23 protein-coding genes and 1 tRNA gene are annotated in these 22,606 nt (G+C 66.3%); 5 read left to right on the top strand and 19 right to left on the bottom strand.

Going from position 1 to position 22,606, the window contains the following annotated elements:
* Positions 1-7 precede the first annotated feature (7 nt).
* Genes AAC645_RS05495 through AAC645_RS05505 form a run of 3 tightly spaced genes read right to left on the bottom strand, consistent with a single transcriptional unit; the run spans position 8 to position 4,568 of the window.
* The gene (locus tag AAC645_RS05495) at positions 8-1,099 is read right to left on the bottom strand and encodes an NAD(P)H-dependent flavin oxidoreductase (protein ID WP_340314433.1); all 1,092 of its coding nucleotides are present in this window, start codon (positions 1,097-1,099) and stop codon (positions 8-10) included.
* Between the two features lie 29 nt (positions 1,100-1,128).
* Complete coding sequence (ppc, locus tag AAC645_RS05500) at positions 1,129-3,810, bottom strand: phosphoenolpyruvate carboxylase (protein WP_340314436.1); 2,682 nt, start codon at positions 3,808-3,810, stop codon at positions 1,129-1,131.
* A gap of 53 nt (positions 3,811-3,863) precedes the next feature.
* A complete protein-coding gene (locus AAC645_RS05505; protein ID WP_340314437.1) occupies positions 3,864-4,568 on the bottom strand; it encodes a dienelactone hydrolase family protein in 705 nt (234 codons plus the stop codon).
* 110 nt (positions 4,569-4,678) lie between these two features.
* Between AAC645_RS05505 and gpmA the strand changes: the two genes are divergently transcribed.
* The 3 genes from gpmA to AAC645_RS05520 all read left to right on the top strand — a co-directional run bounded on the left by gpmA (position 4,679) and on the right by AAC645_RS05520 (position 7,058).
* Positions 4,679-5,365, top strand: a complete 687-nt coding sequence (gene gpmA, locus AAC645_RS05510; protein WP_340314438.1) for a 2,3-diphosphoglycerate-dependent phosphoglycerate mutase — start codon at positions 4,679-4,681, stop codon at positions 5,363-5,365.
* A gap of 135 nt (positions 5,366-5,500) precedes the next feature.
* Positions 5,501-5,989 (top strand): 5-(carboxyamino)imidazole ribonucleotide mutase, encoded by a 489-nt coding sequence (gene purE / locus AAC645_RS05515; protein ID WP_340314439.1) that lies wholly within the window; start codon positions 5,501-5,503, stop codon positions 5,987-5,989.
* A gap of 4 nt (positions 5,990-5,993) precedes the next feature.
* The gene (locus AAC645_RS05520; RefSeq protein WP_340314571.1) at positions 5,994-7,058 is read left to right on the top strand and encodes a 5-(carboxyamino)imidazole ribonucleotide synthase; all 1,065 of its coding nucleotides are present in this window, start codon (positions 5,994-5,996) and stop codon (positions 7,056-7,058) included.
* A gap of 121 nt (positions 7,059-7,179) precedes the next feature.
* On the opposite strand, the gene AAC645_RS05525 is transcribed toward AAC645_RS05520, so the two are convergent.
* From AAC645_RS05525 to AAC645_RS05540, 4 genes are all read right to left on the bottom strand, one after another.
* Entirely contained in the window at positions 7,180-7,470 is a 291-nt protein-coding gene (locus AAC645_RS05525) for a GIY-YIG nuclease family protein (RefSeq protein WP_340314441.1), read from the bottom strand.
* 205 nt (positions 7,471-7,675) lie between these two features.
* Positions 7,676-7,966 carry a GIY-YIG nuclease family protein gene (locus tag AAC645_RS05530; protein WP_340314442.1) on the bottom strand — a complete coding sequence of 97 codons (291 nt, stop codon included), beginning with the start codon at positions 7,964-7,966 and terminating at the stop codon, positions 7,676-7,678.
* Positions 7,967-8,149: 183 nt separating this feature from the next.
* Positions 8,150-8,446 carry a hypothetical protein gene (locus AAC645_RS05535; protein ID WP_340314443.1) on the bottom strand — a complete coding sequence of 99 codons (297 nt, stop codon included), beginning with the start codon at positions 8,444-8,446 and terminating at the stop codon, positions 8,150-8,152.
* Positions 8,443-11,319: a M16 family metallopeptidase gene (locus tag AAC645_RS05540; protein ID WP_340314445.1), complete on the bottom strand. Its 2,877-nt coding sequence runs from the start codon at positions 11,317-11,319 to the stop codon at positions 8,443-8,445. Before AAC645_RS05540 ends, AAC645_RS05535 begins: the two co-directional genes overlap by 4 nt.
* A gap of 311 nt (positions 11,320-11,630) precedes the next feature.
* Between AAC645_RS05540 and clpB the strand changes: the two genes are divergently transcribed.
* On the top strand, positions 11,631-14,210 hold the full coding sequence (clpB, locus tag AAC645_RS05545) for an ATP-dependent chaperone ClpB (protein ID WP_340314447.1): 2,580 nt from the start codon (positions 11,631-11,633) through the stop codon (positions 14,208-14,210).
* A gap of 154 nt (positions 14,211-14,364) precedes the next feature.
* Here the strand turns inward: clpB and AAC645_RS05550 are convergent, their stop codons facing one another.
* Together AAC645_RS05550 and AAC645_RS05555 are read right to left on the bottom strand one after the other, a co-directional pair.
* On the bottom strand, positions 14,365-14,751 hold the full coding sequence (locus AAC645_RS05550) for a nuclear transport factor 2 family protein (protein WP_340314448.1): 387 nt from the start codon (positions 14,749-14,751) through the stop codon (positions 14,365-14,367).
* A gap of 105 nt (positions 14,752-14,856) precedes the next feature.
* A complete protein-coding gene (locus AAC645_RS05555; protein WP_340314449.1) occupies positions 14,857-15,225 on the bottom strand; it encodes a hypothetical protein in 369 nt (122 codons plus the stop codon).
* Positions 15,226-15,315: 90 nt separating this feature from the next.
* On the opposite strand from AAC645_RS05555, the gene AAC645_RS05560 reads away from it, so the two are divergent.
* Complete coding sequence (locus AAC645_RS05560) at positions 15,316-16,326, top strand: adenosine kinase (protein WP_340314450.1); 1,011 nt, start codon at positions 15,316-15,318, stop codon at positions 16,324-16,326.
* A 30-nt stretch (positions 16,327-16,356) separates the two neighbouring features.
* Here the strand turns inward: AAC645_RS05560 and AAC645_RS05565 are convergent, their stop codons facing one another.
* The 10 genes from AAC645_RS05565 to AAC645_RS05610 all read right to left on the bottom strand — a co-directional run bounded on the left by AAC645_RS05565 (position 16,357) and on the right by AAC645_RS05610 (position 22,590).
* A complete protein-coding gene (locus tag AAC645_RS05565; protein ID WP_340314451.1) occupies positions 16,357-17,880 on the bottom strand; it encodes an amino acid permease in 1,524 nt (507 codons plus the stop codon).
* A 105-nt stretch (positions 17,881-17,985) separates the two neighbouring features.
* Positions 17,986-18,366, bottom strand: a complete 381-nt coding sequence (locus AAC645_RS05570; protein WP_340314452.1) for a histidine triad nucleotide-binding protein — start codon at positions 18,364-18,366, stop codon at positions 17,986-17,988.
* A gap of 114 nt (positions 18,367-18,480) precedes the next feature.
* Positions 18,481-18,801, bottom strand: coding sequence for a phosphoribosyl-ATP diphosphatase (locus tag AAC645_RS05575; RefSeq protein WP_340314453.1), 321 nt, complete (start codon positions 18,799-18,801; stop codon positions 18,481-18,483).
* Positions 18,802-18,967: 166 nt separating this feature from the next.
* Entirely contained in the window at positions 18,968-19,165 is a 198-nt protein-coding gene (locus AAC645_RS05580) for a PEP-CTERM sorting domain-containing protein (RefSeq protein ID WP_340314454.1), read from the bottom strand.
* A gap of 289 nt (positions 19,166-19,454) precedes the next feature.
* The gene (gene rplA, locus AAC645_RS05585) at positions 19,455-20,150 is read right to left on the bottom strand and encodes a 50S ribosomal protein L1 (RefSeq protein ID WP_340314456.1); all 696 of its coding nucleotides are present in this window, start codon (positions 20,148-20,150) and stop codon (positions 19,455-19,457) included.
* 4 nt (positions 20,151-20,154) lie between these two features.
* A complete protein-coding gene (rplK, locus tag AAC645_RS05590; RefSeq protein ID WP_340314457.1) occupies positions 20,155-20,586 on the bottom strand; it encodes a 50S ribosomal protein L11 in 432 nt (143 codons plus the stop codon).
* Between the two features lie 208 nt (positions 20,587-20,794).
* Positions 20,795-21,334: a transcription termination/antitermination protein NusG gene (gene nusG, locus AAC645_RS05595; protein WP_340314458.1), complete on the bottom strand. Its 540-nt coding sequence runs from the start codon at positions 21,332-21,334 to the stop codon at positions 20,795-20,797.
* Positions 21,335-21,415: 81 nt separating this feature from the next.
* Positions 21,416-21,613, bottom strand: a complete 198-nt coding sequence (gene secE / locus AAC645_RS05600) for a preprotein translocase subunit SecE (protein ID WP_340314460.1) — start codon at positions 21,611-21,613, stop codon at positions 21,416-21,418.
* Between the two features lie 147 nt (positions 21,614-21,760).
* Positions 21,761-21,836, bottom strand: a tRNA-Trp gene (locus tag AAC645_RS05605).
* Between the two features lie 70 nt (positions 21,837-21,906).
* A complete protein-coding gene (locus AAC645_RS05610) occupies positions 21,907-22,590 on the bottom strand; it encodes a hypothetical protein (RefSeq protein WP_340314461.1) in 684 nt (227 codons plus the stop codon).
* Positions 22,591-22,606 lie beyond the last annotated feature (16 nt).

A 22,606-nucleotide genomic window follows, 5' to 3' on the forward strand; every position in this document is an offset into this window, starting at 1 on the left:
TTGTCCTTCATCCGCCGAGCGAATTCTCATCGCTGGCTGTCGCCATCACCGCCTCGCCCGCCTGCCGCATCTCTCTGGCCAGCTGCGCGACGAGCTCGGCTGCGGGCAGCGCGCGGGCGAGCGGTGCGGCCTGACCGGCCCATTGCGCGCCATAGCCATAGTCGCCCTTGGCCTTTGCGGCGGCATTCAACGCCTTTCCCGCATCATAGGCGATCGGATAATCGGGTATCGCCGCGGGATCGCAAGCGAGTGCCGTGAAATGATTTGCGAGCGAGCGGGCCGTCCTTCCGGAGATGGCGCGGGTCATCTCGGTCCGTTCGCATGCAGCCAGCGCGGCGCGATAGCCGCTGTCGGCAGACGATTCGGGACAGGCGATGAACGCGGTGCCAAGCTGTGCGGCCTGCGCGCCCAGCGCCAGGGCGGCGGCGATGCCAGCGCCATCCATGATCCCTCCGGCCGCAATCACCGGACGGTCGAGCGCGCGCACCAGCAGCCGGGTCAGCGCGATCGTGCCGAGCCGCTCGTCGCGCGCGTCGGGATCGAACAGGCCGCGGTGGCCGCCCGCTTCATAGCCCTGTGCCACCACCGCATCGATGCCGGCGGCGGCCAGCATGCGTCCCTCGGCGAGGCTGGTGGCATTCGCCACCAGGAAGATGCCGGCCTCGCGCAGCGCCTGCACCCGCGCCGTGTCGGGCAGCCCGAAGTGAAAGCTGACGATCGCCGGCCGCGTCTCCAGCAGCATGGCCAGCATCGCGTCATCCTCCACGAAGCTGCGGTAGATCTCGGTCAGTCCGGCCGGCGGCTCGGCCCCGTAGCGGGCGAAGAGCGGCCGCAGCGTCGCTATCCAGGCGGCCTCCTTGTCAGGATCGGCGCGAGCAGGACGATGGCAGAACAGGTTGACGTTGAATGGCCGGTTGGTGCCGGCCCGCACTGCATCGATCATGGCTCGCGCGCCGACGGCATCGGTGGCGCCCACGCCGATCGAGCCGAGCGCGCCGGCGTTCGAGACGGCGGCGGCCATCGCCGGCGTCGAGACGCCCGCCATCGGCGCCTGGATGATCGGCAGGCTGAGACCGAGACGGGCGGCAAGCGGGGTCATGCGGGCGCGAGGGCCATAGCGGTTCGCCTTCAGCCGCTGTTGCGCAGCGCCGTCGCGATGGCGTTGATCGACAGCTGGATGCCCTCGCGGACGCGCGGATCGTCCTCACCGTGGCGGTGGCGCTTGAGCAGTTCGATCTGGAGCAGGTTGAGCGGCTCGATATAGGGCAGACGCAGCCGGATCGACTGGTCGAGCGACGGGTTTTTCTGGAGCAGGCGGGTCTGGCGGGTGATCGACAGCAGGCGATCCTGGGTCATCTGCCACCCGTCGCGAATCCGGCCGAAGATCGCCTTGCCCATCGCCTGGTCCTCGACCAGCGCGACATAGCGTTCGGCGAGATCCATGTCGGACTTGGCGAGCACCATCTCCAGATTGGCCAGGGTAGACTGGAAGAAGGGCCAGGCCTCGAGCATCTCGCGCAGCAGGCCGATGTCGCTGTGCGCCTTCAGGCCCTGGCCGACGCCATACCAGCCCGGCAGCATCACGCGCGCCTGCGCCCAGCTGAACACCCAGGGGATGGCGCGCAGATCCTCGATCCGGTCGCTCTTGGTGCGGCTGGCCGGGCGCGAGCCGATCTTGAGGTCGGCGATCTCGGCGATCGGCGTCATCTGGCGGAAAAAGGTGCGGAAGCCCTCGGTCTCGTAGACCAGCCCGCGATAGGCCTTGAAGGCTTCGCCGGAAATCTCGTCCATCGCGGCGAAGAAGCGCTTGGAGTCGGCGGGGTTGAGCGCGGCCTCTTCGAGGCTCGCCAGAAGCGTCGCCGACGCCATCGCCTCGAGATTGGCCGCGGCGCTCTCGCGCGTGCCATATTTGGCGGCGATCACCTCGCCCTGCTCGGTGATGCGGATGCGGCCCTGCACCGTGCCGTGCGGCTGGGCGAGGATCGCCGCAAAGCTCGATCCGCCGCCACGCCCGACAGCGCCGCCGCGGCCGTGGAACAGCTGGATCGCGGTGCCCGCCTTGGCGAACACCGGCTTCAGCGCGCTCGACGCCTCGTGGAGGCTCCACACCGAGGTGAGGTAGCCGCCGTCCTTGTTCGAATCGGAATAGCCGACCATCACCTCCTGATGCCCGCGCGCAGCCGTCACCGCGGCGACCTCGGGCAGGTCGAACCATTTGGTCATCACCTCCGGCGCGCGCTGGAGATCGCCGATCGTCTCGAACAGCGGCACCGCCATGATCGCCGCGGTCGGCGGATCGCCCGGAACGTACAGCCCTGCCTCCTTGAGCAGGACGTTGACCTCGAGCATGTCGGAGACGCTCTCTGCCTTCGAGATCAGATAGGTGGTGATCGCCTGCGGCCCGTAGAGCTTATGCGCCTCGGCGGCGGCGGCAACGATCTCCAGCTCCGACAGCGTCTCCTCGCTATACGCCCCGAACGGCGTGCGCAGCAGCCGTTTCGAGGCGAGTTCGCTACGCATCAGTTCCACGCGCGCATCTTCGCCGAGCGACATATAGTCGGCTTCGACTCCCGCGACCTTGAGCAGATCGGCGATCACCCGCTCATGGACATCGGCATTCTGGCGCATGTCGAGCGTCGCCAGGTGGAAGCCGAAAGTCTCGACCGCGCGGATCAGCCGGCCGAGTGAGCCGCTGCCCGACAGCGATCCCGCACCCGTGCGATTGAGCGCCTGGGCGATCTCGATCAGGTCGGCGCACAGCGCGCCCGGCGTCTCGTAAGGTCCGCCTTCGGCGCTGGTCGCGGGCAGGCGCGCGGGCAGCCGGCCGGTGAGTTGCTGATAGGTCTTCGACAGCCGCGAATAGATGCCGGTGATGGCGCGGCGATAGGGCTCGTCGCTGCGGGTCGAGCTCTTGTCGCCGCTGGCTTCGGCGAGCTTCTCGACCTCCCAGGTGACTTCGGCCAGCTCGGTCGAGATCGACAGTTCGGCGCCGAGTTCGTGCAGCTGGCGCAGATAATAGCCGATCACCGTTTCCGCCGCCCGCGACAGCGCCAGGCGCAGCGAATCGGCATTGACGAAGGGATTGCCGTCGCGGTCGCCGCCGATCCAGCTGCCGGGGCGCAGGAAGCTGGCCGGCCGATGGCCGAGCGCGCGCTGCCAGCGCGAATAGAGCGCGGGCAGGGTCGGCAGGAAGATGTCGCGCAGATAGGCGAGCGCGGTCTCGACCTCGTCGGCGACATAGAGCTTCTCACGCCGCAGCGGGCGAGTCTGCCAGAGCAGCGCGATCTGGCGGTAGATCGCCTGGTCGATCAGGTCGCCATCGGCGGTTTCGACCCGGCCGATATCCTTCAGCATCATCAGCTCGGCGATCTTGTTGCGATGATCGATCATGCTCTTGCGCCGCACCTCGGTCGGGTGGGCGGTGAGCACCGGCGCAATCAGTGCGGTTTCGAGCATCTCGACGACGCTAGACCGCGAAATGCCCTGGCGCTCGAGCCGGTCGAGCGCCGCGGCCACGTCGGCGCCCGGCTCGGCGGCGATCCCCTGGCGGTCTTCAGCCAGGTTGGCGAGCATCGAGAACAGCATGAAGCCGCGGACGAAGGCAAGCGTATCGTCCAGGCTGAGCGCGTCGAGCCCGGAGTCGATGTCATCCGCATGCACGATCCCGCGCGCGCGATCGACCGAGGCCGAACGGATATACTCGATCCGTCGGAAGATCTGTTCGCCGCCATAAGCCTTTATGACATCGCCGAGCAGGCGGCCAAGGAAGCGGATGTCAGGATTTTGGGTGATCGGCGGCGTGCTGGACATAGCGCGAATGCTGCGCCGCAATAAATGGGGCGTCAATGCTATAGTTGGCGGGCTCAGCCGAACAGCTCGTCGAGAAAATACCGCATCGAATGCCAGCTGCGCCGATCGGCGACTGGGCTGTACATGTCTTCGCGCGTCGGATTGGTGAAGGCGTGGACGGTGTGGCCATAAGCGTGAACCTGCCAGTCGACGCCGGCTTCGGTCAGCTCCTTTGCCAGGCCCAGCACCGTCTCGGGCGGATCGAGCGGGTCGTCCCAGCCGTGCAGCACGAGGATCTTTGCCTTGACGGCGCCATTGGCGAAGGACGGGGGGTCGTAGAGACCGTGGAAGCTCACGACGCCCGCGACCTCGGCGCCGCTGCGCGCGAGATCGAGCACGCACTTGCCGCCGAAGCAGAAGCCGATCGCGGCCACGCGGCTGGGGTCAGCTTGCGGGCCGACCGCTCGGGCTGCTTCAAGCGCCGCCAGCAACCGGCCCTTGAGCAGCGCCCGATCGGCGTTGAGCGCGCCCATCGCGGCGCCCGCCTGGTCGACGTCGGCCGGCCAGTGCCCGACGCCGTAGAGATCGATCGCGACGGCGACATAGCCGAGTTCGGCGAGGCTGCGCGCCTTGGCCTCCTCGAAGCCGCTCCGGCCCATGAAGGTCGCGGCGATCAATATGATGGGGCGCGGTGCAACGCCCGCATCGTCCCATGCCGCATAGGCTTCAAAGGCGACGCCGTCATGATCGTAGCGGATGGACTTGTTGGCAATCGGCATGTTCGAAACTCCCTGGAAGCGCAGCTTCGCGCCGCCGATCTGTCATTGCAAGGGTGACAGGCCCGCAGCCGCCCCCTAAGAGGCCGCTTTCCCGCGAAGAAGAGGAATTGATGCCGACGCTCGTCCTGATCCGCCACGGCCAGTCCACCTGGAATCTCGAAAACCGCTTCACCGGCTGGTGGGATGTCGACCTGACCGACAAGGGCGTCGCCGAGGCGATCGCGGCAGGCGAGCTGATGGCCGCCAAGAGTCTCGATTTCGACATATGCTATACGAGCTTCCAGACCCGCGCGATCAAGACGCTGAACCTGGCGCTGGAGGCAATGGGCCGGCTCTGGCTGCCGGTCGAGAAGGACTGGCGGCTCAACGAACGCCATTATGGTGGGCTCACCGGCCTCAACAAGGCCGAGACGGCGGCACGGCACGGTGACGACCAAGTGAAGATCTGGCGGCGCAGCTTCGATACGCCGCCGCCGGTGCTCGAGGCCGGCAGCGAGTTCGACCTCGGCAAGGACCGCCGCTACGCCGGCATCCCGATCCCGTCGACCGAAAGCCTCAAGGACACGATCGCGCGGGTCATTCCCTATTGGGAGGCGCGGATCGCGCCCGACCTGAAGGCGGGCAAGCGGGTGGTGATCTCCGCCCACGGCAATTCGCTGCGCGCGCTGGTCAAGCATCTCTCGCATATCCCTGACGACGAGATCACCGAGCTTGAGATACCGACCGGCCAGCCGATCGTGTACGAACTGGCCGACGATCTGAGCGCCAGGGATCGCTATTATCTGTCGGAGCGCTGATATAATCGCGACAATCGTCATCCTCGCGAAAGCGGGGATCCATGGACGGCGAGGCATTCGAACAATAAGCCGTCCGTAATCGTGGATTCCCGCTTTCGCGGGAATGACGGAAAATGGATTGGATTGGGGGGTCACATGGCCACAGCGCCGCTGATCGGGATCATCATGGGCAGCCGCTCCGATTGGGAGACGATGAGCCATGCCGCCGCCACGCTCGAGGCGCTCGGCATAGCGCATGAGACGAAGGTGGTGTCCGCGCACCGCACGCCGGAGCGGCTTTACGACTATGCGAAGTCGGCGGCCGGACGCGGGCTGCAGGCGATCATTGCCGGCGCGGGCGGCGCCGCGCACCTTCCCGGCATGGCCGCGGCGATGACGCGGTTGCCGGTGCTGGGCGTTCCCGTCGAATCCAAGGCGCTCAAGGGGATGGACAGCCTGTTGTCGATCGTCCAGATGCCCGGCGGCATTCCGGTCGGTACCCTCGCGATCGGCAAGCCCGGCGCAATCAATGCCGCGCTGCTCGCCGCGGCCATGCTCGCCAACCATGATCCGGCGCTCGCCCAGCGGCTCGAGGCGTGGCGCGAGAAGCAGACGGCGGATGTCGCGATCGAACCGTACGACTGACGCGATGGCGATGATTGCTCCCGGCAAGACGATCGGCATCATCGGCGGCGGCCAGCTCGCCCGGATGCTCAGCATGGCCGCCGCCAATCTCGGCTATCGCAGCGCGATCTACGCGCCCGAGCCGAGCGGCCCGGCCGCCGACGTCTCGTCGCGCTGGGTGCAGGGCGCCTATGACGATAGGGACGCGCTGGCCGCCTTCGCCGCGACCGTCGATATGATCACCTATGAGTTCGAGAATATCCCGGTGGGCCCGCTGGAGGGCCTGCGCGTTCCGCTCGCGCCGCATCCGCGCGCGCTGGCGACGGCGCAGGACCGCGCCACCGAGAAAGCCTTCGTCCAGGCGATCGGCGGCCAGCCGGCCCCATGGGCCGTCGTCTCCGGCCGCGAGGATCTCGATGCCGCGCTGGCCCTGATCGGCGCTCCGGCGATCCTCAAGACCCGCCGCTTGGGCTATGACGGCAAGGGCCAGGCGCGGCTCAAGACGGCGGCCGACGCGGACGAAGCCTGGGCGTCGATCGGCTGGCAGCCGGCGGTGCTCGAAGGCTTCGTGGCGTTCGAGCGCGAATTCTCGCTGCTCGTGGTGCGCGGCGACGATGGCGCGATCGCGACCTGGGATCCGGTGCTCAACGTCCATGAGGACGGGATTCTCGCGTTGTCCGCGGTCCCCGCGCCGCTGTCGCCGACGACGGTCGAGGCCGCTCGCACCCTGGCGGAGAAGATCGTGGCGGAACTCGACTATGTCGGGGTTCTCGCGATCGAATTTTTCGACACGCCCGCCGGGCCGGTGTTCAACGAAATGGCTCCGCGGGTGCACAACAGCGGGCACTGGACGATCGAGGGCGCGGTCACCTCGCAATTCGAGAACCACATCCGCGCAATCTGCGGGCTGCCGCTCGGCGCAACGACGCGGGCAGCCGCCCGGGTGGAGATGCGCAACCTGCTCGGCGACCAGGCCGGCGATTGGGACATCATCCTCTCCGATCCCGCCGCCCACCTCCACCTCTACGGCAAGGCCCAGCCCCGGCCGGGCCGCAAGATGGGCCATGTGACGAAGCTGTTCTTCGACTGAGGTTTCTAAGCTACGTCGCCCCAGCGAAGGCTGGGGCCCATGGCTCTCGGCATGACAGGTGGTGCCGAGAGAGGCGACAGACATGGATGCCAGCCCGCGCTGGAGAGTGGTCCGCTATTCGTCAGGCGTTGAGGGTCTCGTACAGGTCTATCCAGTCCGGATTGGCGCGCCCGATCAGGTTGAGTTTCCACGATCGCCTCCACGCCTTGAGCGCCTTCTCCCGCGCGATCGCGTCTTCGATCCGATCATGCGGTTCGATGTAAACAAGGCGCTTCAGCCTATGCTGCCGACAGAAATCCGACCCGCTCCCTTCGCGATGCTGCGTCACGCGCGCTGCGAGGTTGGCAGTCACGCCGACGTAGAGCGTGCCACTGGGGACATCGGTCATGATGTAGATGTAGCCGCCAGCCATGAGCCGTAGCTTGCGACGAAATAGCCATGGATGCCAGCCTGCGCTGGCATGACGACACGCGTCTGGGCTTTGGTTTTTATATCAACCGTCGCCCCAGCGTAGGCTGGGGCCCATGGCTCTCGACAAGACAGATGGCGCCGAAAGCGGCGACAGACATCGATACCCGGCTCGCGCTGGCGCGACGCTTGAGAGTGATCGCTAATCGTCAGGCGTTGAGGGTCTCGTACAGGTCCATCCAGTCCGGATTGGCGCGCCCGATCAGGTTGAGTTTCCACGATCGCCTCCACGCCTTGAGCGCCTTCTCCCGCGCGATCGCGTCTTCGATCCGATCATGCGGTTCGATGTAAACAAGGCGCTTCAGCCTATGCTGCCGACAGAAATCCGACCCGCTCCCTTCGCGATGCTGCGTCACGCGCGCTGCGAGGTTGGCAGTCACGCCGACGTAGAGCGTGCCACTGGGGACATCGGTCATGATGTAGATGTAGCCGCCAGCCATGAGCCGTAGCTTGCGACGAAATAGCCATGGATGCCAGCCTGCGCTGGCATGACGACACGCGTCTGGGCTTTGGTTTTTATATCAACCGTCGCCCCAGCGTAGGCTGGGGCCCATGGCTCTCGACAAGACAGATGGCGCCGAATGAGTGGGCAGACATGGATGGACGGGCATATGTAGGTCCGCCTACCCCCGCCGCACGCCCGACATCTCGGCCCGGCCGAAGGCGCCCATCGTGATCGTGCCGGTAAGCCGGTCGCCCTCGATCACGGCCTTTCCGACCAGCGTCATCGGCATGGGTTTTCGCGTCGGCATCTTCCACATCAGCTTGTCACCCTCGATCCGGCCGTCGACCACCGGCAGCTCGCCGATGTCGGCGACGTTGCTGCCGGTGAAGCGATCGCCGTCGCGGACGATGGTGAAGACCGAGGCTTGTTCGCCGAACGGCGCCTTGGTGATGCAGTCCCAGATTTCAGATGTCATTTCCCGGCTATGGCCTTTTCGACCGGAATACCCAAGCCCTTAAGCTGCGGCTCGACCTTGGCGGCATCGCCGACGACCACCCAGATCAGCTCGTCCGGGCGGATCGCCGCACGCGCGGCCTGGTCGAGTTGCGCCGCGGTGAGGGCGCGGTAGCGGGCCGGCAGCTTCGTGTAATAATCATCGGGCCGGCCGAGCGTGTCCATCGTCACCAGCGCGCCGAGCAGGTCGTTCGACGTTTCGAATGATCCCGGCAGCGAGCGGATCTGGTTGTTGATGGTGCGCTCGCGCTCCTCCTCGTTCACGCCCTTGTCGCTGAGGAAGCTCTTCATGTCGGCCAGCGCCGCCGCGATCGACGGGCCGGTCTGGTCGGTCTGGACCGGCGCGATCACGTAAAAGGGCATCGTCTCGCGCAGCATCTGGGCCTGGGTGAAGGCGCCATAGGCCCAGCCCTTGGTCTCGCGCAGGTCCATGTTGAGCCGCGACAGGAAGCTGCCGCCGATCACGTCGTTGGCGGTGACCAGCGCCAGCGGATCATCGGTGCCCTTGGTTGGCAACAGTTCGCCGGCCATGATGTAGCTCTGCGGGCTCTGCGGGCGGTCGATCAGCACGATCCGCGACGGGCGTGCCATCTTGTCGAGGCGGAAGATCTTGGCGCCCTTGGGAGCGGCGGGGTTGGCCCAGCGGCCGAAGCGCGCCTCGAGCAATGGCTTGAGTTCGGCCAGCGTGGTGTCGCCGGTCACGAAGATCTTAGCAGTGTCGGGCCGCAGCCAGCTGTCGTGGAAGGCGAGCAGATCCGGGCGGGTGACCGCCTTGACGCCCGCTTCAGTGCCGCTGCCCGACAGCGGTACGCCATAGGGGTGCGCGGCGCCGAACAGCAGCGGCGGCAAGGTGCGCCGCGCCACGCCGCGCGGCTGGGCGTTCTCGGCGGCGATCCCGGCAAGGATCTGGCCGCGCAGCCGCTCGATCTCGGCCGGGGCGAAGGTCGGCCGCTGGACGATATCGGCGAGCAGGTCGAGCGACGGCGCGAGGTTGGCCTTGAGGGCGAACATCGAAACGCTGGTGCGATCCATCGACGCGCTCGAGCTGATCTGCGCACCGAGCCGCTCTTGCGCCTCGGCGATGCCAATCGAATCGAGCTTGCCGGCGCCCTCGTCGAGCAGCGCCAGCATCAGCCCCTGGGTGCCGAGCTTGGCCTTGGGATCGGCGGCGTTGCCGGCGTCGAACACCATTGACAGGCGCACCGTCGGCACCGTCGTGCGCTGCGCGAACACCACCTGGATGCCGTTCGACAGGGTGGTGCGCTCGATCGCCGGAAAGGTCAGGTCGTTGATCGCCTCGACCGGCGGCGGCGAGGAGCGGTCCACCGCGGCCAGCGGCTGCTGCGCCATCGAGATCGCCGGCGCCGCGGCCCCGCCCTCGAACTTCGGATCGCGATAATAGCGCGGGCTCATGCCGCCCGCATCGCCCACCGCGCTGCCGCCGGCGGCGACCAGATCGGACGGGGTCCGCTCGCCGGGCTCGACCACCAGCCGGTAGGCCGGCCGCGCCAGCCATTTCCGCACGGCCGCCTGCACGCTCGCCGGCGTGACGGCGGCGGTCGCCAGCAGGTCCTTCTTGTATTTCTCCGGATCGTTCGAATAGACCGCGCCCTCGGCCAGCGTCACCGCCTTGCCGTTGAAACCGCCGACCGTCTCCAGCCCGGCAATCTCGCCCGCAGCCTGCTTGGTCGTGGCACGAGTCACCTCGTCGGCGCTGGGTCCGGTCTTGATGAAATCGGCGATCAGGTCGTCGAGCTGCTTCGCCACCAGCTTGGCGTCGGTGCCGGGCTTCACGTCGGCGGTCACCTCGACCATCGAGATCTTCTCGAACGGCTGGACGCTGGCTGCGACCGACACTGCGGTCTTGGCCTTGCGCACCAGCGCATTGTCGAGCCGGGACGAGGCCAGCCCGCCGAGAATGTCCATGCCGATGTCGAGCGGGATCAGATCGGGGTCGTTGATTCCGGGCACCACCCAGTTGCGGTAGATGCGGGTGGTCGCGACTCGATCCTTCATGATCTGGTCGACCGGCGCCTTGAGCGTCGGCACCGCCACCTCGGGGCGCGGCGTCTCGGGTCCGCGCGGGATATCGCCGAACCACTTTGCGACTTTGGCCTTTGCGGTCGCGGCATCGATATCGCCCGCCAGCACCAGCACGGCGTTGTTCGGTCCATAATGGGCGCGGAACCAGTTCTTCACGTCCTCCAGGCTGGCGGCGTCGAGATCGGCCATCGAGCCGATCGTCGAGTGGTGATAGGGGTGACCCGCCGGGAAGAGCGCGGCGAGCTGGGCATATTCGACCAGGCCATAGGGCTCGTTATCGCCCTGGCGCTTCTCGTTCTGGACGACGCCGCGCTGGTTATCGAGCTTGGCTTTGTCGATTGCGCCGAGCAGGTGGCCCATTCGGTCGGATTCGAGGAACAGCGTCATGTCGAGCGCGCCGGTCGGCACCGTCTCGAAATAATTGGTGCGGTCGAACCAGGTGGTGCCGTTGAGATCGGTCGCGCCGATCGATTCGAGCGGCTTGAAGAAATCGTCGTTGGCGTTCTCCGACCCATTGAACATCAGATGCTCGAACAGATGGGCGAAGCCGGTCTTGCCCTGAGGCTCGTCCTTCGAACCGATATGATACCACACCGACACTGCAACGACCGGCGCCTTACGGTCGGTATGGACGATCACGCGCAGGCCGTTAGGAAGGGTGAAGGTCTCATAGGGTATGTCGACTGCCTTCACGAGCGTCGCGACGGACGCGGGCTCGGCGGCAAGGACGGGGGCGGTAAGGCTGGTCGCAAGCAATAACGCGGCAAAGGGACGGAACAGGGAACGACGCATCGGGGGGAGCTTTCCGCAAGGGGAGGATTGGCGCCAGTCTAGCCGCTGGCGCGCAAGGTGCAATATCCGGCTAATACGCGTTGCCTTCCCTCCCTTTCCAAGGGAGGGGGTCGAAGGGTGAGTGCGAGCGCAGCGAGCGTCCGTCATCGCCGCGGAGAACTTCGTCAGGGGCATCGAGCCCCTGACTACGTCACCCACCCCTACGCCTTTCCCTTGAAAGGGAGGGGAAGAAGAGGAAAGAGCAGCCACCAAACCCTTGTGTTGCACAAAAGCCACACCATATCGGCGGCGTCAGGAAACAGGGATCAGGCATGAACCTCGAAAAATTCACCGACCGCGCCAAGGGTTTTCTCCAGTCGGCGCAGACCGTCGCGATCCGGATGAGCCATCAGCGGATCGCCCCCGAACATCTTCTGAAGGCACTGCTGGAAGACGAGCAGGGCATGGCCAGCGGGCTGATCAAGGCCGCGGGCGGCGATCCCGGCGTCGCCCTGCGCGCCACCGACGCCGCGCTCGCCAAGATTCCGGCGGTCTCGGGCGGCGGCGCGCAGCAGACGCCCGGCATCGACAACGACCTCGCCCGCCTGCTCGACCAGGCCGAGCAGATCGCGCAGAAATCGGGCGACAGCTATGTCACCGTCGAGCGCATGCTGCTCGCGCTGACGCTGGCCACGACCAGCCCGGCGGGCAAGGCGCTGGCCGAGGCCGGCGTGCGCAGCGAGGCGCTGAACAGTGCGATCAACGAGCTGCGCGGCGGCCGCGCCGCCGACACCGCCAGCGCCGAGGACCGCTACGACGCGCTCAAGAAGTTCGCCCGCGACCTGACCGCCGCAGCGCGCGAGGGCAAGCTCGATCCGGTGATCGGCCGCGACGAGGAGATCCGCCGCACCATCCAGGTGCTGGCGCGGCGCACCAAGAACAACCCGGTACTCATCGGCGAGCCCGGCGTCGGCAAGACCGCGATAGCCGAAGGCCTGGCGCTGCGCATCGCCAATGGCGACGTGCCCGATGGCCTGAAGGACCGCAAGGTGATGGCGCTCGACATGGGGAGCCTGATCGCCGGCGCCAAATATCGCGGCGAGTTCGAGGAGCGGCTGAAGGGCGTGCTCGACGAGGTGCGCGGCGCCGAGGGCAGCATCATCCTGTTCATCGACGAGATGCACACGCTGATCGGCGCGGGCAAATCCGAAGGCGCGATGGACGCCGGCAACCTGCTCAAGCCGGCGCTGGCGCGCGGCGAGCTGCACTGCATCGGCGCGACCACGCTCGACGAATATCGCAAATATGTCGAGAAGGACGCCGCGCTGCAGCGGCGCTTCCAGCCGGTGTTCGTCGGCGAGCCGACCGTCGAGGACACGATCTCGATCCTGCGCGGGCTCAAGGAGAAATATGAGCTCCACCATGGCGTGCGGATCACCGACGGCGCGATCGTCGCGGCGGCGACGCTCAGCCATCGCTATATCAGCGATCGCTTCCTGCCCGACAAGGCGATCGACCTGATGGACGAGGCCGCGTCGCGGCTGCGCATGGAGGTCGAGTCCAAGCCCGAGGAAATCGAGAATCTCGACCGGCGGATCATCCAGCTCAAGATCGAGCGCGAGGCGCTGAAGCGCGAGACCGATGCCGCGTCGAAGGACCGGCTCGACGCGCTCGAAGCCGACCTGGTCGAACTCGAGGAGCAGTCCGCCGAGCTGACCACGCGCTGGCAGGGCGAGAAGGACAAGATCAACGCCGAGGCGCGGCTGAAGGAACAGCTCGACGCGGCGCGGATCGAACTCGACCAGGCGCAGCGCCGCGGCGACCTCACCCGCGCGGGCGAGCTCAGCTATGGCGTGATCCCCGGGCTCGAACGCGAACTGGCCGAGGCGCAGGGTGCCACCGCCGGCGCGATGCTGCGCGAGGAAGTCACCGGCGAGGACATCGCCGGCGTCGTCAGCCGCTGGACCGGCATCCCGGTCGACAAGATGCTCGAAGGCGAGCGCGAGAAGCTGCTGGCGATGGAGACCGAGCTCGGCAAGCGCGTGATCGGCCAGAAGGACGCGGTCGAGGCGGTCGCGCGCGCGGTGCGCCGCTCGCGTGCCGGCCTGCAGGACCCGAACCGGCCGCTCGGCAGCTTCCTGTTCCTCGGCCCGACCGGCGTCGGCAAGACCGAGCTGACCAAGGCGCTCGCCGAGTTCCTGTTCGACGATTCGTCGGCGATGGTCCGCATCGACATGTCCGAGTATATGGAGAAGCACAGCGTCGCCCGGCTGATCGGCGCCCCTCCCGGCTATGTCGGCTATGAGGAGGGCGGCGCGCTGACCGAGGCGGTGCGGCGCCGGCCCTATCAGGTGGTGCTGTTCGACGAGGTCGAGAAGGCGCATGGCGACGTGTTCAACGTGCTGCTGCAGGTGCTCGACGACGGCCGCCTGACCGATGGCCAGGGCCGCACCGTCGATTTCTCGAACACGCTGATCATCCTGACCTCGAACCTCGGCAGCCAATATCTGTCGAACCTCGCTGACGGACAGGACGTCGACAGCGTCGAGGATCAGGTGATGGACGTGGTGCGCGCCCATTTCCGGCCCGAATTCCTCAACCGGCTCGACGAGATCATCCTGTTCCATCGGCTGGCGGCCGAACATATGGGCCCGATCGTCGATATCCAGGTCGGCCGGGTCGGGCAGTTGCTGAAGGATCGCAAGATCCGGCTCGAACTATCCGATGGCGCCCGCACCTGGCTCGGCCGGGTCGGCTATGATCCCGTCTATGGCGCACGGCCGCTCAAGCGCGCGGTGCAGCGCTACCTGCAGGACCCGCTCGCCGACGCGATCCTGCGCGGCGACGTGCCCGACGGATCGACGCTTCGGATCGACGAGGGCGAGGGGAAGCTGGAACTCAGCGCGGCGTAAGGCCGCGCCCGGGCGGTGGCCGGGTCGGGCGACGGCCGCCGGGCCCGGCTACCGCCCTTCCTCTTGGTCATCCTCGCGAAAGCTGGCTGTCGCTGGCATGACGGCTATGGGTGGGGTGGTAAGGCGACGCGCAGCTTGCACTGGATGTGAGCTGTTAGCTGCCGCTGGTTCCTGCCGGGTTGTTGATGTTTGTGGGATAGGTGCCATGACCTTCCCGCACTAGCCCTCCATCGAAAACCAGCACCTCGGACACAGTGACGCCCTTCTGATTGAGGTACTGAATCACCAGTGTGTTGATCCCGGCAAACACTGCCTCGACGGTAAAGTGAAGGTCGGGAATGCGGCGCAGGCCCTCCGCCCAATAGGACCGAAGCGCGGCTTTTCCCCGCAATACGCCTGCCGTCTCGGGCAAGAGGCTCGCGGCAACAGGCGATGTAAAGACCACATCTTCGTGGAAGTGTGCCAGAACACGGTCAAGATCGTGAGCATTCCAGCCCGCGCACCATTGCGCTGCGAACGTGGTGGTATCGAGGTCTGTCATCTTGCCATTCTGTTCAAGCGGCCTGCGCCAAGCAAGCAACAAACGTCCGCTTATGGGTATCGCGCATAGCTCCAATAACGTCCGCAAGTGGGTCGTAGACCGCCCCTATCGCGCCTCTTTGCGCCGTACCAGCGCGGCGATGCAGGAGGCCCGGTCGATGTCCTCGCCGGTCGGCAGGCGCGCATCGACATGGGTGACGAGCGGTTCACGGCCCGGGCCCGGCGGGTAGAGATAAGCGTCGAGCACGCAGACGCCGCTGGCATATTGGAGCTTTCGCGCCGGCTCCTCGCGGACATCCTGGTTGGGCGTGCCGAACAGGGCGATCAGGGCGCGGGCGTCCTGGCCCAGCACCCGGTCGAGCCCTGCCTCGGCGCGCACCGGCGGGGGTGGCGCGACGACCAGTGGGGGCTGGGTCGGTCCGCAGGCGGCGAGGATCGCGAGCGGCGCGAGCAGGGTCAGGCGCTGGATGTTCATGCTTTCCCGAGAGCATCATCCGAGCGGTGACGCAAGCGGGTGTCGCCAAGCGGCTTTGCGGCGGCGGCGGAGTTGGCTAGGACGACGGCAATGGCTTCCGCCCGCTATGATGTGCTCGCGATCGGCAATGCGCTGGTCGACGTGCTTGTCCATAAGGATGACGCGTTCGTCGCGGCGCAGGGCCTCGATCGCGGGGTGATGCAGCCGATCGCGCCAGACCGCGCGGTGTTGCTGCACCAGGCAATGGGCGACTGCGAGGAGGTGTGCGGCGGTTCGGCGGCTAATACCATGGCGGCCCTCGCCCGGCTCGGCCTGCGGCTCGCCTTTGTCGGCCAGGTCGGCGACGATCGGCTGGGGCGGACGTTCGCAGCCGACATGGCAGCGAACGGCATCGACTTCCCGTTGCCGCCCATCGCTGCGCCAACCGGGCGTTGCCTGATCATCGTCAGCCCCGACGGCCATCGCACGATGAACACCGCGATCGGGGCATCCGAATATCTCCCCGCCGCTGCCTTCGATGCCGCGCTCGCTGCGGAGGCGGCGATCCTCTATGTCGAAGGCTATATGTGGCGCACCGAGGAGCCGCGCGCAGCGTGCCGCGCGGCGCTTGCTGCGGCGCGCGCGCATGGCCGCCGCACCGCCTTCACGCTTTCCTCGGAATATTGCGTGCGACAGCATCATCAGGATTTCGTCGGTCTGCTCGCCGAGGGCCTGGTCGATATGCTGTTCGCCAATGAGGGCGAGCTCGCCGCCTTGAGCGGGCTGGCCGATTTCGAGGCCGGCCTCGGCTGGGCGGCGGCGCGGGTGCCGCTGCTGATCGCGACGCGTGGCGCCGATGGAGCGATCGGCATCGAGAAGGGGCAGCGCTACGAGACGCTGGCAGAGCCGTGCGGGCCGGTGGTCGACACGACCGGCGCGGGCGACCTGTTCGCGGCCGGCGTGCTCGCGGGGCTGGCCCGGGGCCGCGACCTTCCGACCGCGCTCCGCATGGGATCGATCGCGGCGGGCCGGATCATCGGGCTGATAGGCCCGCGCCTGCCCGAGGGCGAGGATCTCGGCGCGACGATCGAGGGGCGGCTGGACCCAGCGGTTGGTCGGTAGACAGTTCTTTTGTTCGGTGGGCTATCGCTGTCAGCTGATCGGCGGCACCGGTAGCGGCGGCATGTCCTGGTCGGTCTCGTGGGTCTCGACGATGCCGCGGCCAAGGTTGCTCTTCCGGTAGCCGTAGACAAAATAGACCACCAGCCCGATCGCGGCCCAGCTGAAGAACAGCGTGATCGTGTAGTTCGACAGGCTGAAGAACAGATAGAGGCAGCCGAGGATCGCGACTGGCGCCACGATCGCGATCGCTGGGGTGCGGAACGGACGCTTGCGGTCGGGATCTGTCCTGCGCAGCACCAGCACCGCGATCGACACTGCCGCGAAGGCGAACAGCGTTCCCGAGTTGGAGATGTCGGCAAGCGCGCCGACCGGGAACAGCGCCGCGAAGATCGCGACGAACACCCCGGTCATGATCGTCACGACGTGGGGCGTGTGAAAGCGCGGATGGACCTTCGAGAACACCGCCGGCAGCAGGCCGTCGCGGCTCATCACGAAGAAGATGCGGGTCTGGCCGAACATCATCATCAGGATCACCGACGGTAGCGCCAGCCCGGCTGCGAGGCCGAGCAGGTTGCCGATCTGCGGCCAGCCGATCTCTCGCAGGGTCCAGGCCAGCGCTTCCTTCGAACAGACCACCTTGGCGTCGCCGATCGCCGAGCAGGCGGCGGTCAGCTCGGCCGAGCCGGTCGGCAAGGCTGCGCCGGATGCGTTCATCATCGGCTGCGCGCCCACCCCACCGATCACGCCGGCGGCGACGAGCATGTAGAAGATGGTGCAGATGCCAAGCGAGCCGATCAGGCCGATCGGCATGTTGCGCTGCGGGTCCTTGGTCTCCTCGGCCGCGGTCGAAACGGCGTCGAAGCCGACATAGGCGAAGAAGATCGAGGCCGCCGCCGCCGAGATGCCGCCGAAGCCGGTCGGCGAGAAGGGGTGGAAATTCTCCATGTTCATCACCGGCAGCGCCAGCACGACGAACAGCGACAGCGCCGCGATCTTGATGCCGACCAGGACGGCGTTGACGGTCGCGCTCTCCTTGGTACCGAGTACCAGCAGCCAGGTGACGAGCCCGGCGATGATCGCCGCAGGAAGGTTGATCATGCCGCCGTCGATCGGCCCGAGGATCAGCGTCTTGGGTAGGGTGATGCCGGTCAGATGCTGAAACAGGCCGACGACATAGCCCGACCAGCCGACCGATACCGCCCCCGCCGCGATCGCATATTCGAGGACCAGCGCCCAGCCGACCATCCATGCCACCAGCTCCCCCATCACGGCGTAGCTGTAGGTGTAGGCGGAGCCGGAAACCGGCACCATTGCCGCCATTTCTGCATAGCACAGCGCTGCGACCGCACAGACGAAGCCGGCGATGATGAAGGCGAGGATCATGCCGGGACCCGCCTTCTGGGCGGCCTCGGCGGTGAGGACGAAGATACCGGTACCGATGATGCCGCCAATGCCCAGCATGGTCAGCTGGAAGGGGCCGAGGGAACGGTGCAGCGACTTTCGGGCTGCGGTGGCGAGGATGGCGTCGAGTGGCTTTACGCGCCCAAAGATCATGCGGATTTCCCTTGTCCGGCGGGGCCGTACGCCCGCCGCCTGTCATGGGAAGCGGAGCCTAACCGGTAATTCGGCCCGCGCAATAGAATTGCGCGGGCGTGGCCTTCACGCCCTGGGCACCATCTCGCGGAACTGTCGGCCGCCAAAGATATGGACATGGAGGTGTGCAACCTCCTGATGGCCATGGCCGCCGATATTGGCGAGCAGGCGATAGCCGGGTTCGACCAGTCCCGCCGCGCGCGCGACATGGCCGACCGCGCGGATGAAGCCAGCTATTTCGGCATCGCTGCCCGTCGCGGTGAAATCGTCCCACGACACATAGCGCCCCTTGGGGATGACGAGGATATGGACCGGCGCCTGCGGGTTGATGTCGTGGAAGGCGAGCGCGAACTCATCTTCATAGACGGTCTTCGACGGCAGCTCGCCGCGCAGGATGCGCGCGAAGATGTTGTCGTCGTCATAGGGCAGGGTGGCGTCGATCGGCATGGCTTGTTCCCTTGATGGGCGTCATGCCAGCGGAGGCTGGCATCTCGGGCGGCAAGGACGGACCAATGTCGCGAGCTCCGCCTGCGATCCCAGCTTTCGCTGGGATGACGCGAATTAGGATGATGTCCGTCCGGCTTTCTCCGCCAGGCCGGATGTCCCTTCGCGACGGTCAAGCTCGGCCATCACGTCGCTGAGCGGAACGCCCGCCGCCGCGAGCAGTACTGTCAGGTGGAAGAGCAGGTCGGCGGCTTCGCCGGTGACAGCCTTCGGATCGCCGGCCATGGCCGCGATTACCGTCTCCACCGCTTCCTCGCCAAGCTTCTGGGCGATCTTGGGCATGCCCCGCGCGAACAGCGAGGCGACGTAGGACGTCGACGGATCGGCGTCGCGCCGCGCCTTGATCGTCGATTCGAGCTGTTGGAGGGTAGCGGTCATAGCTGCCGCTTCAAGCGCGCTGGCGCGATCAGGTCAACGCAGAAAGAACTCGGCCCCCGTCTTCCCGCCACCGATTAGATCGGCGGAGGGAGGACGGGGGCCGGCTAAGCATCGCAACGCTACAGGGGAAAGGATAAATCTCTAAGCAAACCGAACAGAAGCAAAACTACGGGTCCCGGCGTTTCCGGCTGGCGACGCGGCCGACGAACACGCCAGCGAGCGCGATCAGGAACATGCCCAGCGCGCTCGGCTGCGGCACGTTGCGCAGCCATGCCGATACGAGGCCGAGCTGCGCCCAGGCGGGAGAGGCAACCGCGAGGGCAGCAATCAACGCAATTACCCCCCGTAATGCGGCACTTACCATCGGATCACCTCCCCCCGCCTTCGCCCCCGGCGAGCTGGAAAATCGGGTACGCGGGTACGCCGGATATTAAGCCAGAATCGTGCCAGATGCTGGAATCCGCAGATTTCCGCCACCTCAGCGCCATGTGGGCCATTGTCATCGCTGATCTGTGTAAGGAATCCCGACGCTTGCGAGGCCTCGGGACCTAGTGCGGGGCAAAGAAAAACCGCGGCGACTCCCGGCAAGGGCGTCGTCGCGGTTCCGTAGTTCGATGATCCGTCGCCCCCGCCTGTCGGCGAGGGCTGCGGGATCAGGCGCCGAGGTCGGCGGTGTCGATCTTGACGCCCGGGCCCATGGTCGAGCTGACCGCGGCCTTCTGGAGGTACTTGCCCTTGGCGCCGGTCGGCTTGGCCTTGACGATCGCATCGACGAAGGCGTCGAAATTGGCGCGCAGATCTTCCGCCGGGAAGCTGGCCTTGCCGATTCCCGAATGGATGATGCCGGCCTTTTCGACGCGGAACTCGACCTGGCCGCCCTTGGCAGCCTTAACGGCTTCGCCCACGTTCATCGTGACGGTACCGAGCTTGGGGTTCGGCATCAGGCCCTTCGGACCCAGAATTTTGCCGAGCCGGCCAACCAGACCCATCATGTCCGGGGTCGCGATGCAGCGGTCGAAATCGACCGTGCCGCCCTGGATCGTCTCGAGCAGGTCTTCGGCGCCGACGACTTCGGCACCCGCCGCCAGGGCTTCTTCAGCCTTGGCGCCGCGCGCGAACACGCCGACGCGAACATCCTTGCCGGTGCCCTTGGGCAGCGTCACCACGCCGCGGACCATCTGGTCGGCGTGACGCGGATCAACGCCCAGGTTCAGCGCGACCTCGATGGTTTCGTCGAACTTGGAGGTGGCATTGGTCTTGGCGAGCTTGATCGCCGCATCGACGTCGTAAAGCTTGTCGCGATCGACCGAAGCGGCCTGGTTCTTCTGCTTCTTGCTGAGCTTGGCCATGATATCAGCCCTCCACCACTTCGAGGCCCATTGCGCGGGCGCTGCCTTCGATGATGCGGGTCGCCGCGTCGATATCGTTGGCGTTGAGATCCTTCATCTTCGCTTCGGCGATCTTCGTGAGCTCCGACCGCTTGATCTGGGCGGCGACGACCTTGCCCGGCTCCTTGGAACCGGACTTCAGGCCGGCAGCCTTCTTGATCAGGAAGCTGGCGGGCGGCGTCTTGGTGACGAAGCTGAAGCTGCGGTCGGCATAGACGGTGATGACGGTCGGCAGCGGCGTGCCGACTTCCTGGTCACCGGTCTGCGCGTTGAACGCCTTGCAGAACTCCATGATGTTGACGCCGCGCTGGCCCAGCGCAGGACCGATCGGCGGCGATGGGTTCGCCTTTCCAGCGGGCACCTGGAGCTTGATATAGCCCGTGATCTTCTTTGCCATGTTTCACTCTCTTTCAAGTTTAGCGGTCCATGCGGCACTCCCGAAGGCCTGCCTCCCGCAACATTGTGCCTCTAAGGCACGATCCGGTTTTAGCCGGAACCTCTTAGTCTCGTCATTCCAGCGAAAGCTGGAATCTCGCTACTTCTTCGTCTTTCGATCAGCCAGAAGGCAGGGAGATCCCAGCTTTCGCTGGGATGACGTTCAATCCTTACTTAACCCGTTCGACCTGCTCGAACTCGAGTTCGACCGGGGTCGCGCGGCCGAAGATCGAGACCGAAACCTTGACGCGGCTGCGGTCGAAGTCGAGTTCCTCGACGATGCCGTTGAAGCTCGCGAACGGGCCATCGAGCACCTTGACCTGATCGCCGATCTCGTAGTCGACCTTGAGCTTGGCCTTGGGGGCGGCCGCGGCGGCCTCCTCCTTGGTGTTCAGGATGCGCGCGGCCTCGGCCTCGCTGATCGGCTGCGGCTTGCCCATCGAGCCGAGGAAGCCGGTCACCTTCGGCGTGTTCTTCACGAGGTGATAGACATCGTCGTTCATGCTGAGCTTGGCCAGCACATAGCCCGGAAAGAATTTCCGGTCCGACGTGATCTTCTTGCCGCGGCGGACCTCGGTGATCTTCTCGGTCGGCACTTCGACCGATTCGACCAGCTGCTCGAGCCCCATGCGCGCGGCATCGGCCAGGATCGACTCCTTGACCTTGTTCTCGAAGCCCGAATAGGCGTGAATGATGTACCAGCGCGCCATGAACGCCAACGTCTCCGTATCCCGGAGCGATTTCCTGTCAGATCAGATCTGACGGCTCGGAAATCGCGACCACCAAAAAATCTAGCCCAAGAGCGACAGCAGGAACTTCACGATCGCCGCGAACAGCTGATCGAGCCCGAAGAAGAATATCCCCAGCAGCAGCGTCATGATTCCCACCATGATGGTGGTCGTCACGGTCTCCTTGCGGCTCGGCCAGACGACCTTCGCCGTCTCGGCCTTTACCTGCCGGATGAACTCGCCGGGTGAAGTCTTCGCCACGTCCTCGCCTATGCCCAATCAACGGGCAGCTGCCCGTCGAACCTCGAAATAACGACACGAGGCCTCAGTCCGCTTTGGAGCCTTGCGGCTGCGGACCGTGACCTCGCTTTTCTCGACCCCGTCGGCCTTCGCCCTACCAGTTTGACATGGCAGGAGTGGAGGGACTCGAACCCACGGCCCTCGGTTTTGGAGACCGATGCTCTACCAACTGAGCTACACTCCTCCGGGTCCGAGACGCGGGCACATAGCGGTGGCACCGTTGGAGTGCAAGGGGTTGACGACGTGCGAAGCGGTCAGGGCGTATATAGCACGCCCGCATCGTCGATGTCCCAATAGGCACCGCCAGCGCCGTTGGTGCGAAAGGAGATTGGCACGGCGATCCGATGACCGCAGGGCTCGAACGTCCAGATCTCGTTCCACGAGCCTTTCAGCCTGATGCCGTAGATATCGGGGCCGAGATCGGCGCTGCTGCCGGCGATGCGCATGCCCGTCGGGGTGATGTCGCGCGGGCTGCAGGCCGAGTCGGCGGTGCGCAGCTGCTGGAGCGCGGCATTGACCGCGCCTCGCAGTGCCTCGCGCGACAGCGACGGCCAGGCATAGCTGGTGCCCTGTCCGGCGAAGATCCCCTGCAGCGTCCGGCCATCGGCGGCGCGCAACAGCAGCACGCGGATCGGATCGGCCGGGGGGCAATCGTCGAGCGTGACCGGCACCAGCCAGCCATTCTCGATCTGGCCCTTGGCGATCATGGTGGTGATCATGCCATCGAGACTGACCGGCGCGAGCTTGCCGAGGGTGATCTTGTTCGGTGCGCAGCGACCGCGCTGGCGGGCGTCGACGGTGACCGCCGCGCCGACCGCGCGGGCGAGCGCCGCATCGTCCGGCAGGGGCTTGCGATTGAGGTCCTCGAGGTCGCGCTTGAAGATGGCGGGATCGCCGAGCGGATCGAGCGGGGCGGCGGGCAGCGGCGTGGCGACCAAGATGGAGATGAAAACC

The organism is Rhizorhabdus argentea, from assembly GCF_037861105.1.
GTDB lineage: Bacteria > Pseudomonadota > Alphaproteobacteria > Sphingomonadales > Sphingomonadaceae > Rhizorhabdus > Rhizorhabdus argentea.

Coding starts and splice junctions, on each gene's coding strand:
- AAC645_RS05520 (WP_340314571.1), top strand. CDS start 5,994: ATGGCGATGATTGCTCCCGGCAAGACGATCGGCATCATCGGCGGCGGC.
- nusG (WP_340314458.1), bottom strand. CDS start 21,334: ATGGCGCGCTGGTACATCATTCACGCCTATTCGGGCTTCGAGAACAAG.
- purE (WP_340314439.1), top strand. CDS start 5,501: ATGGCCACAGCGCCGCTGATCGGGATCATCATGGGCAGCCGCTCCGAT.
- AAC645_RS05530 (WP_340314442.1), bottom strand. CDS start 7,966: ATGGCTGGCGGCTACATCTACATCATGACCGATGTCCCCAGTGGCACG.
- AAC645_RS05570 (WP_340314452.1), bottom strand. CDS start 18,366: ATGCCGATCGACGCCACCCTGCCCTATGACGACGACAACATCTTCGCG.
- AAC645_RS05540 (WP_340314445.1), bottom strand. CDS start 11,319: ATGCGTCGTTCCCTGTTCCGTCCCTTTGCCGCGTTATTGCTTGCGACC.
- AAC645_RS05555 (WP_340314449.1), bottom strand. CDS start 15,225: ATGAACATCCAGCGCCTGACCCTGCTCGCGCCGCTCGCGATCCTCGCC.
- AAC645_RS05575 (WP_340314453.1), bottom strand. CDS start 18,801: ATGACCGCTACCCTCCAACAGCTCGAATCGACGATCAAGGCGCGGCGC.
- AAC645_RS05550 (WP_340314448.1), bottom strand. CDS start 14,751: ATGACAGACCTCGATACCACCACGTTCGCAGCGCAATGGTGCGCGGGC.
- AAC645_RS05580 (WP_340314454.1), bottom strand. CDS start 19,165: ATGGTAAGTGCCGCATTACGGGGGGTAATTGCGTTGATTGCTGCCCTC.
- AAC645_RS05525 (WP_340314441.1), bottom strand. CDS start 7,470: ATGGCTGGCGGCTACATCTACATCATGACCGATGTCCCCAGTGGCACG.
- AAC645_RS05560 (WP_340314450.1), top strand. CDS start 15,316: ATGGCTTCCGCCCGCTATGATGTGCTCGCGATCGGCAATGCGCTGGTC.
- clpB (WP_340314447.1), top strand. CDS start 11,631: ATGAACCTCGAAAAATTCACCGACCGCGCCAAGGGTTTTCTCCAGTCG.
- AAC645_RS05495 (WP_340314433.1), bottom strand. CDS start 1,099: ATGACCCCGCTTGCCGCCCGTCTCGGTCTCAGCCTGCCGATCATCCAG.
- AAC645_RS05565 (WP_340314451.1), bottom strand. CDS start 17,880: ATGATCTTTGGGCGCGTAAAGCCACTCGACGCCATCCTCGCCACCGCA.
- rplA (WP_340314456.1), bottom strand. CDS start 20,150: ATGGCCAAGCTCAGCAAGAAGCAGAAGAACCAGGCCGCTTCGGTCGAT.
- AAC645_RS05505 (WP_340314437.1), bottom strand. CDS start 4,568: ATGCCGATTGCCAACAAGTCCATCCGCTACGATCATGACGGCGTCGCC.
- rplK (WP_340314457.1), bottom strand. CDS start 20,586: ATGGCAAAGAAGATCACGGGCTATATCAAGCTCCAGGTGCCCGCTGGA.
- ppc (WP_340314436.1), bottom strand. CDS start 3,810: ATGTCCAGCACGCCGCCGATCACCCAAAATCCTGACATCCGCTTCCTT.
- AAC645_RS05535 (WP_340314443.1), bottom strand. CDS start 8,446: ATGACATCTGAAATCTGGGACTGCATCACCAAGGCGCCGTTCGGCGAA.
- gpmA (WP_340314438.1), top strand. CDS start 4,679: ATGCCGACGCTCGTCCTGATCCGCCACGGCCAGTCCACCTGGAATCTC.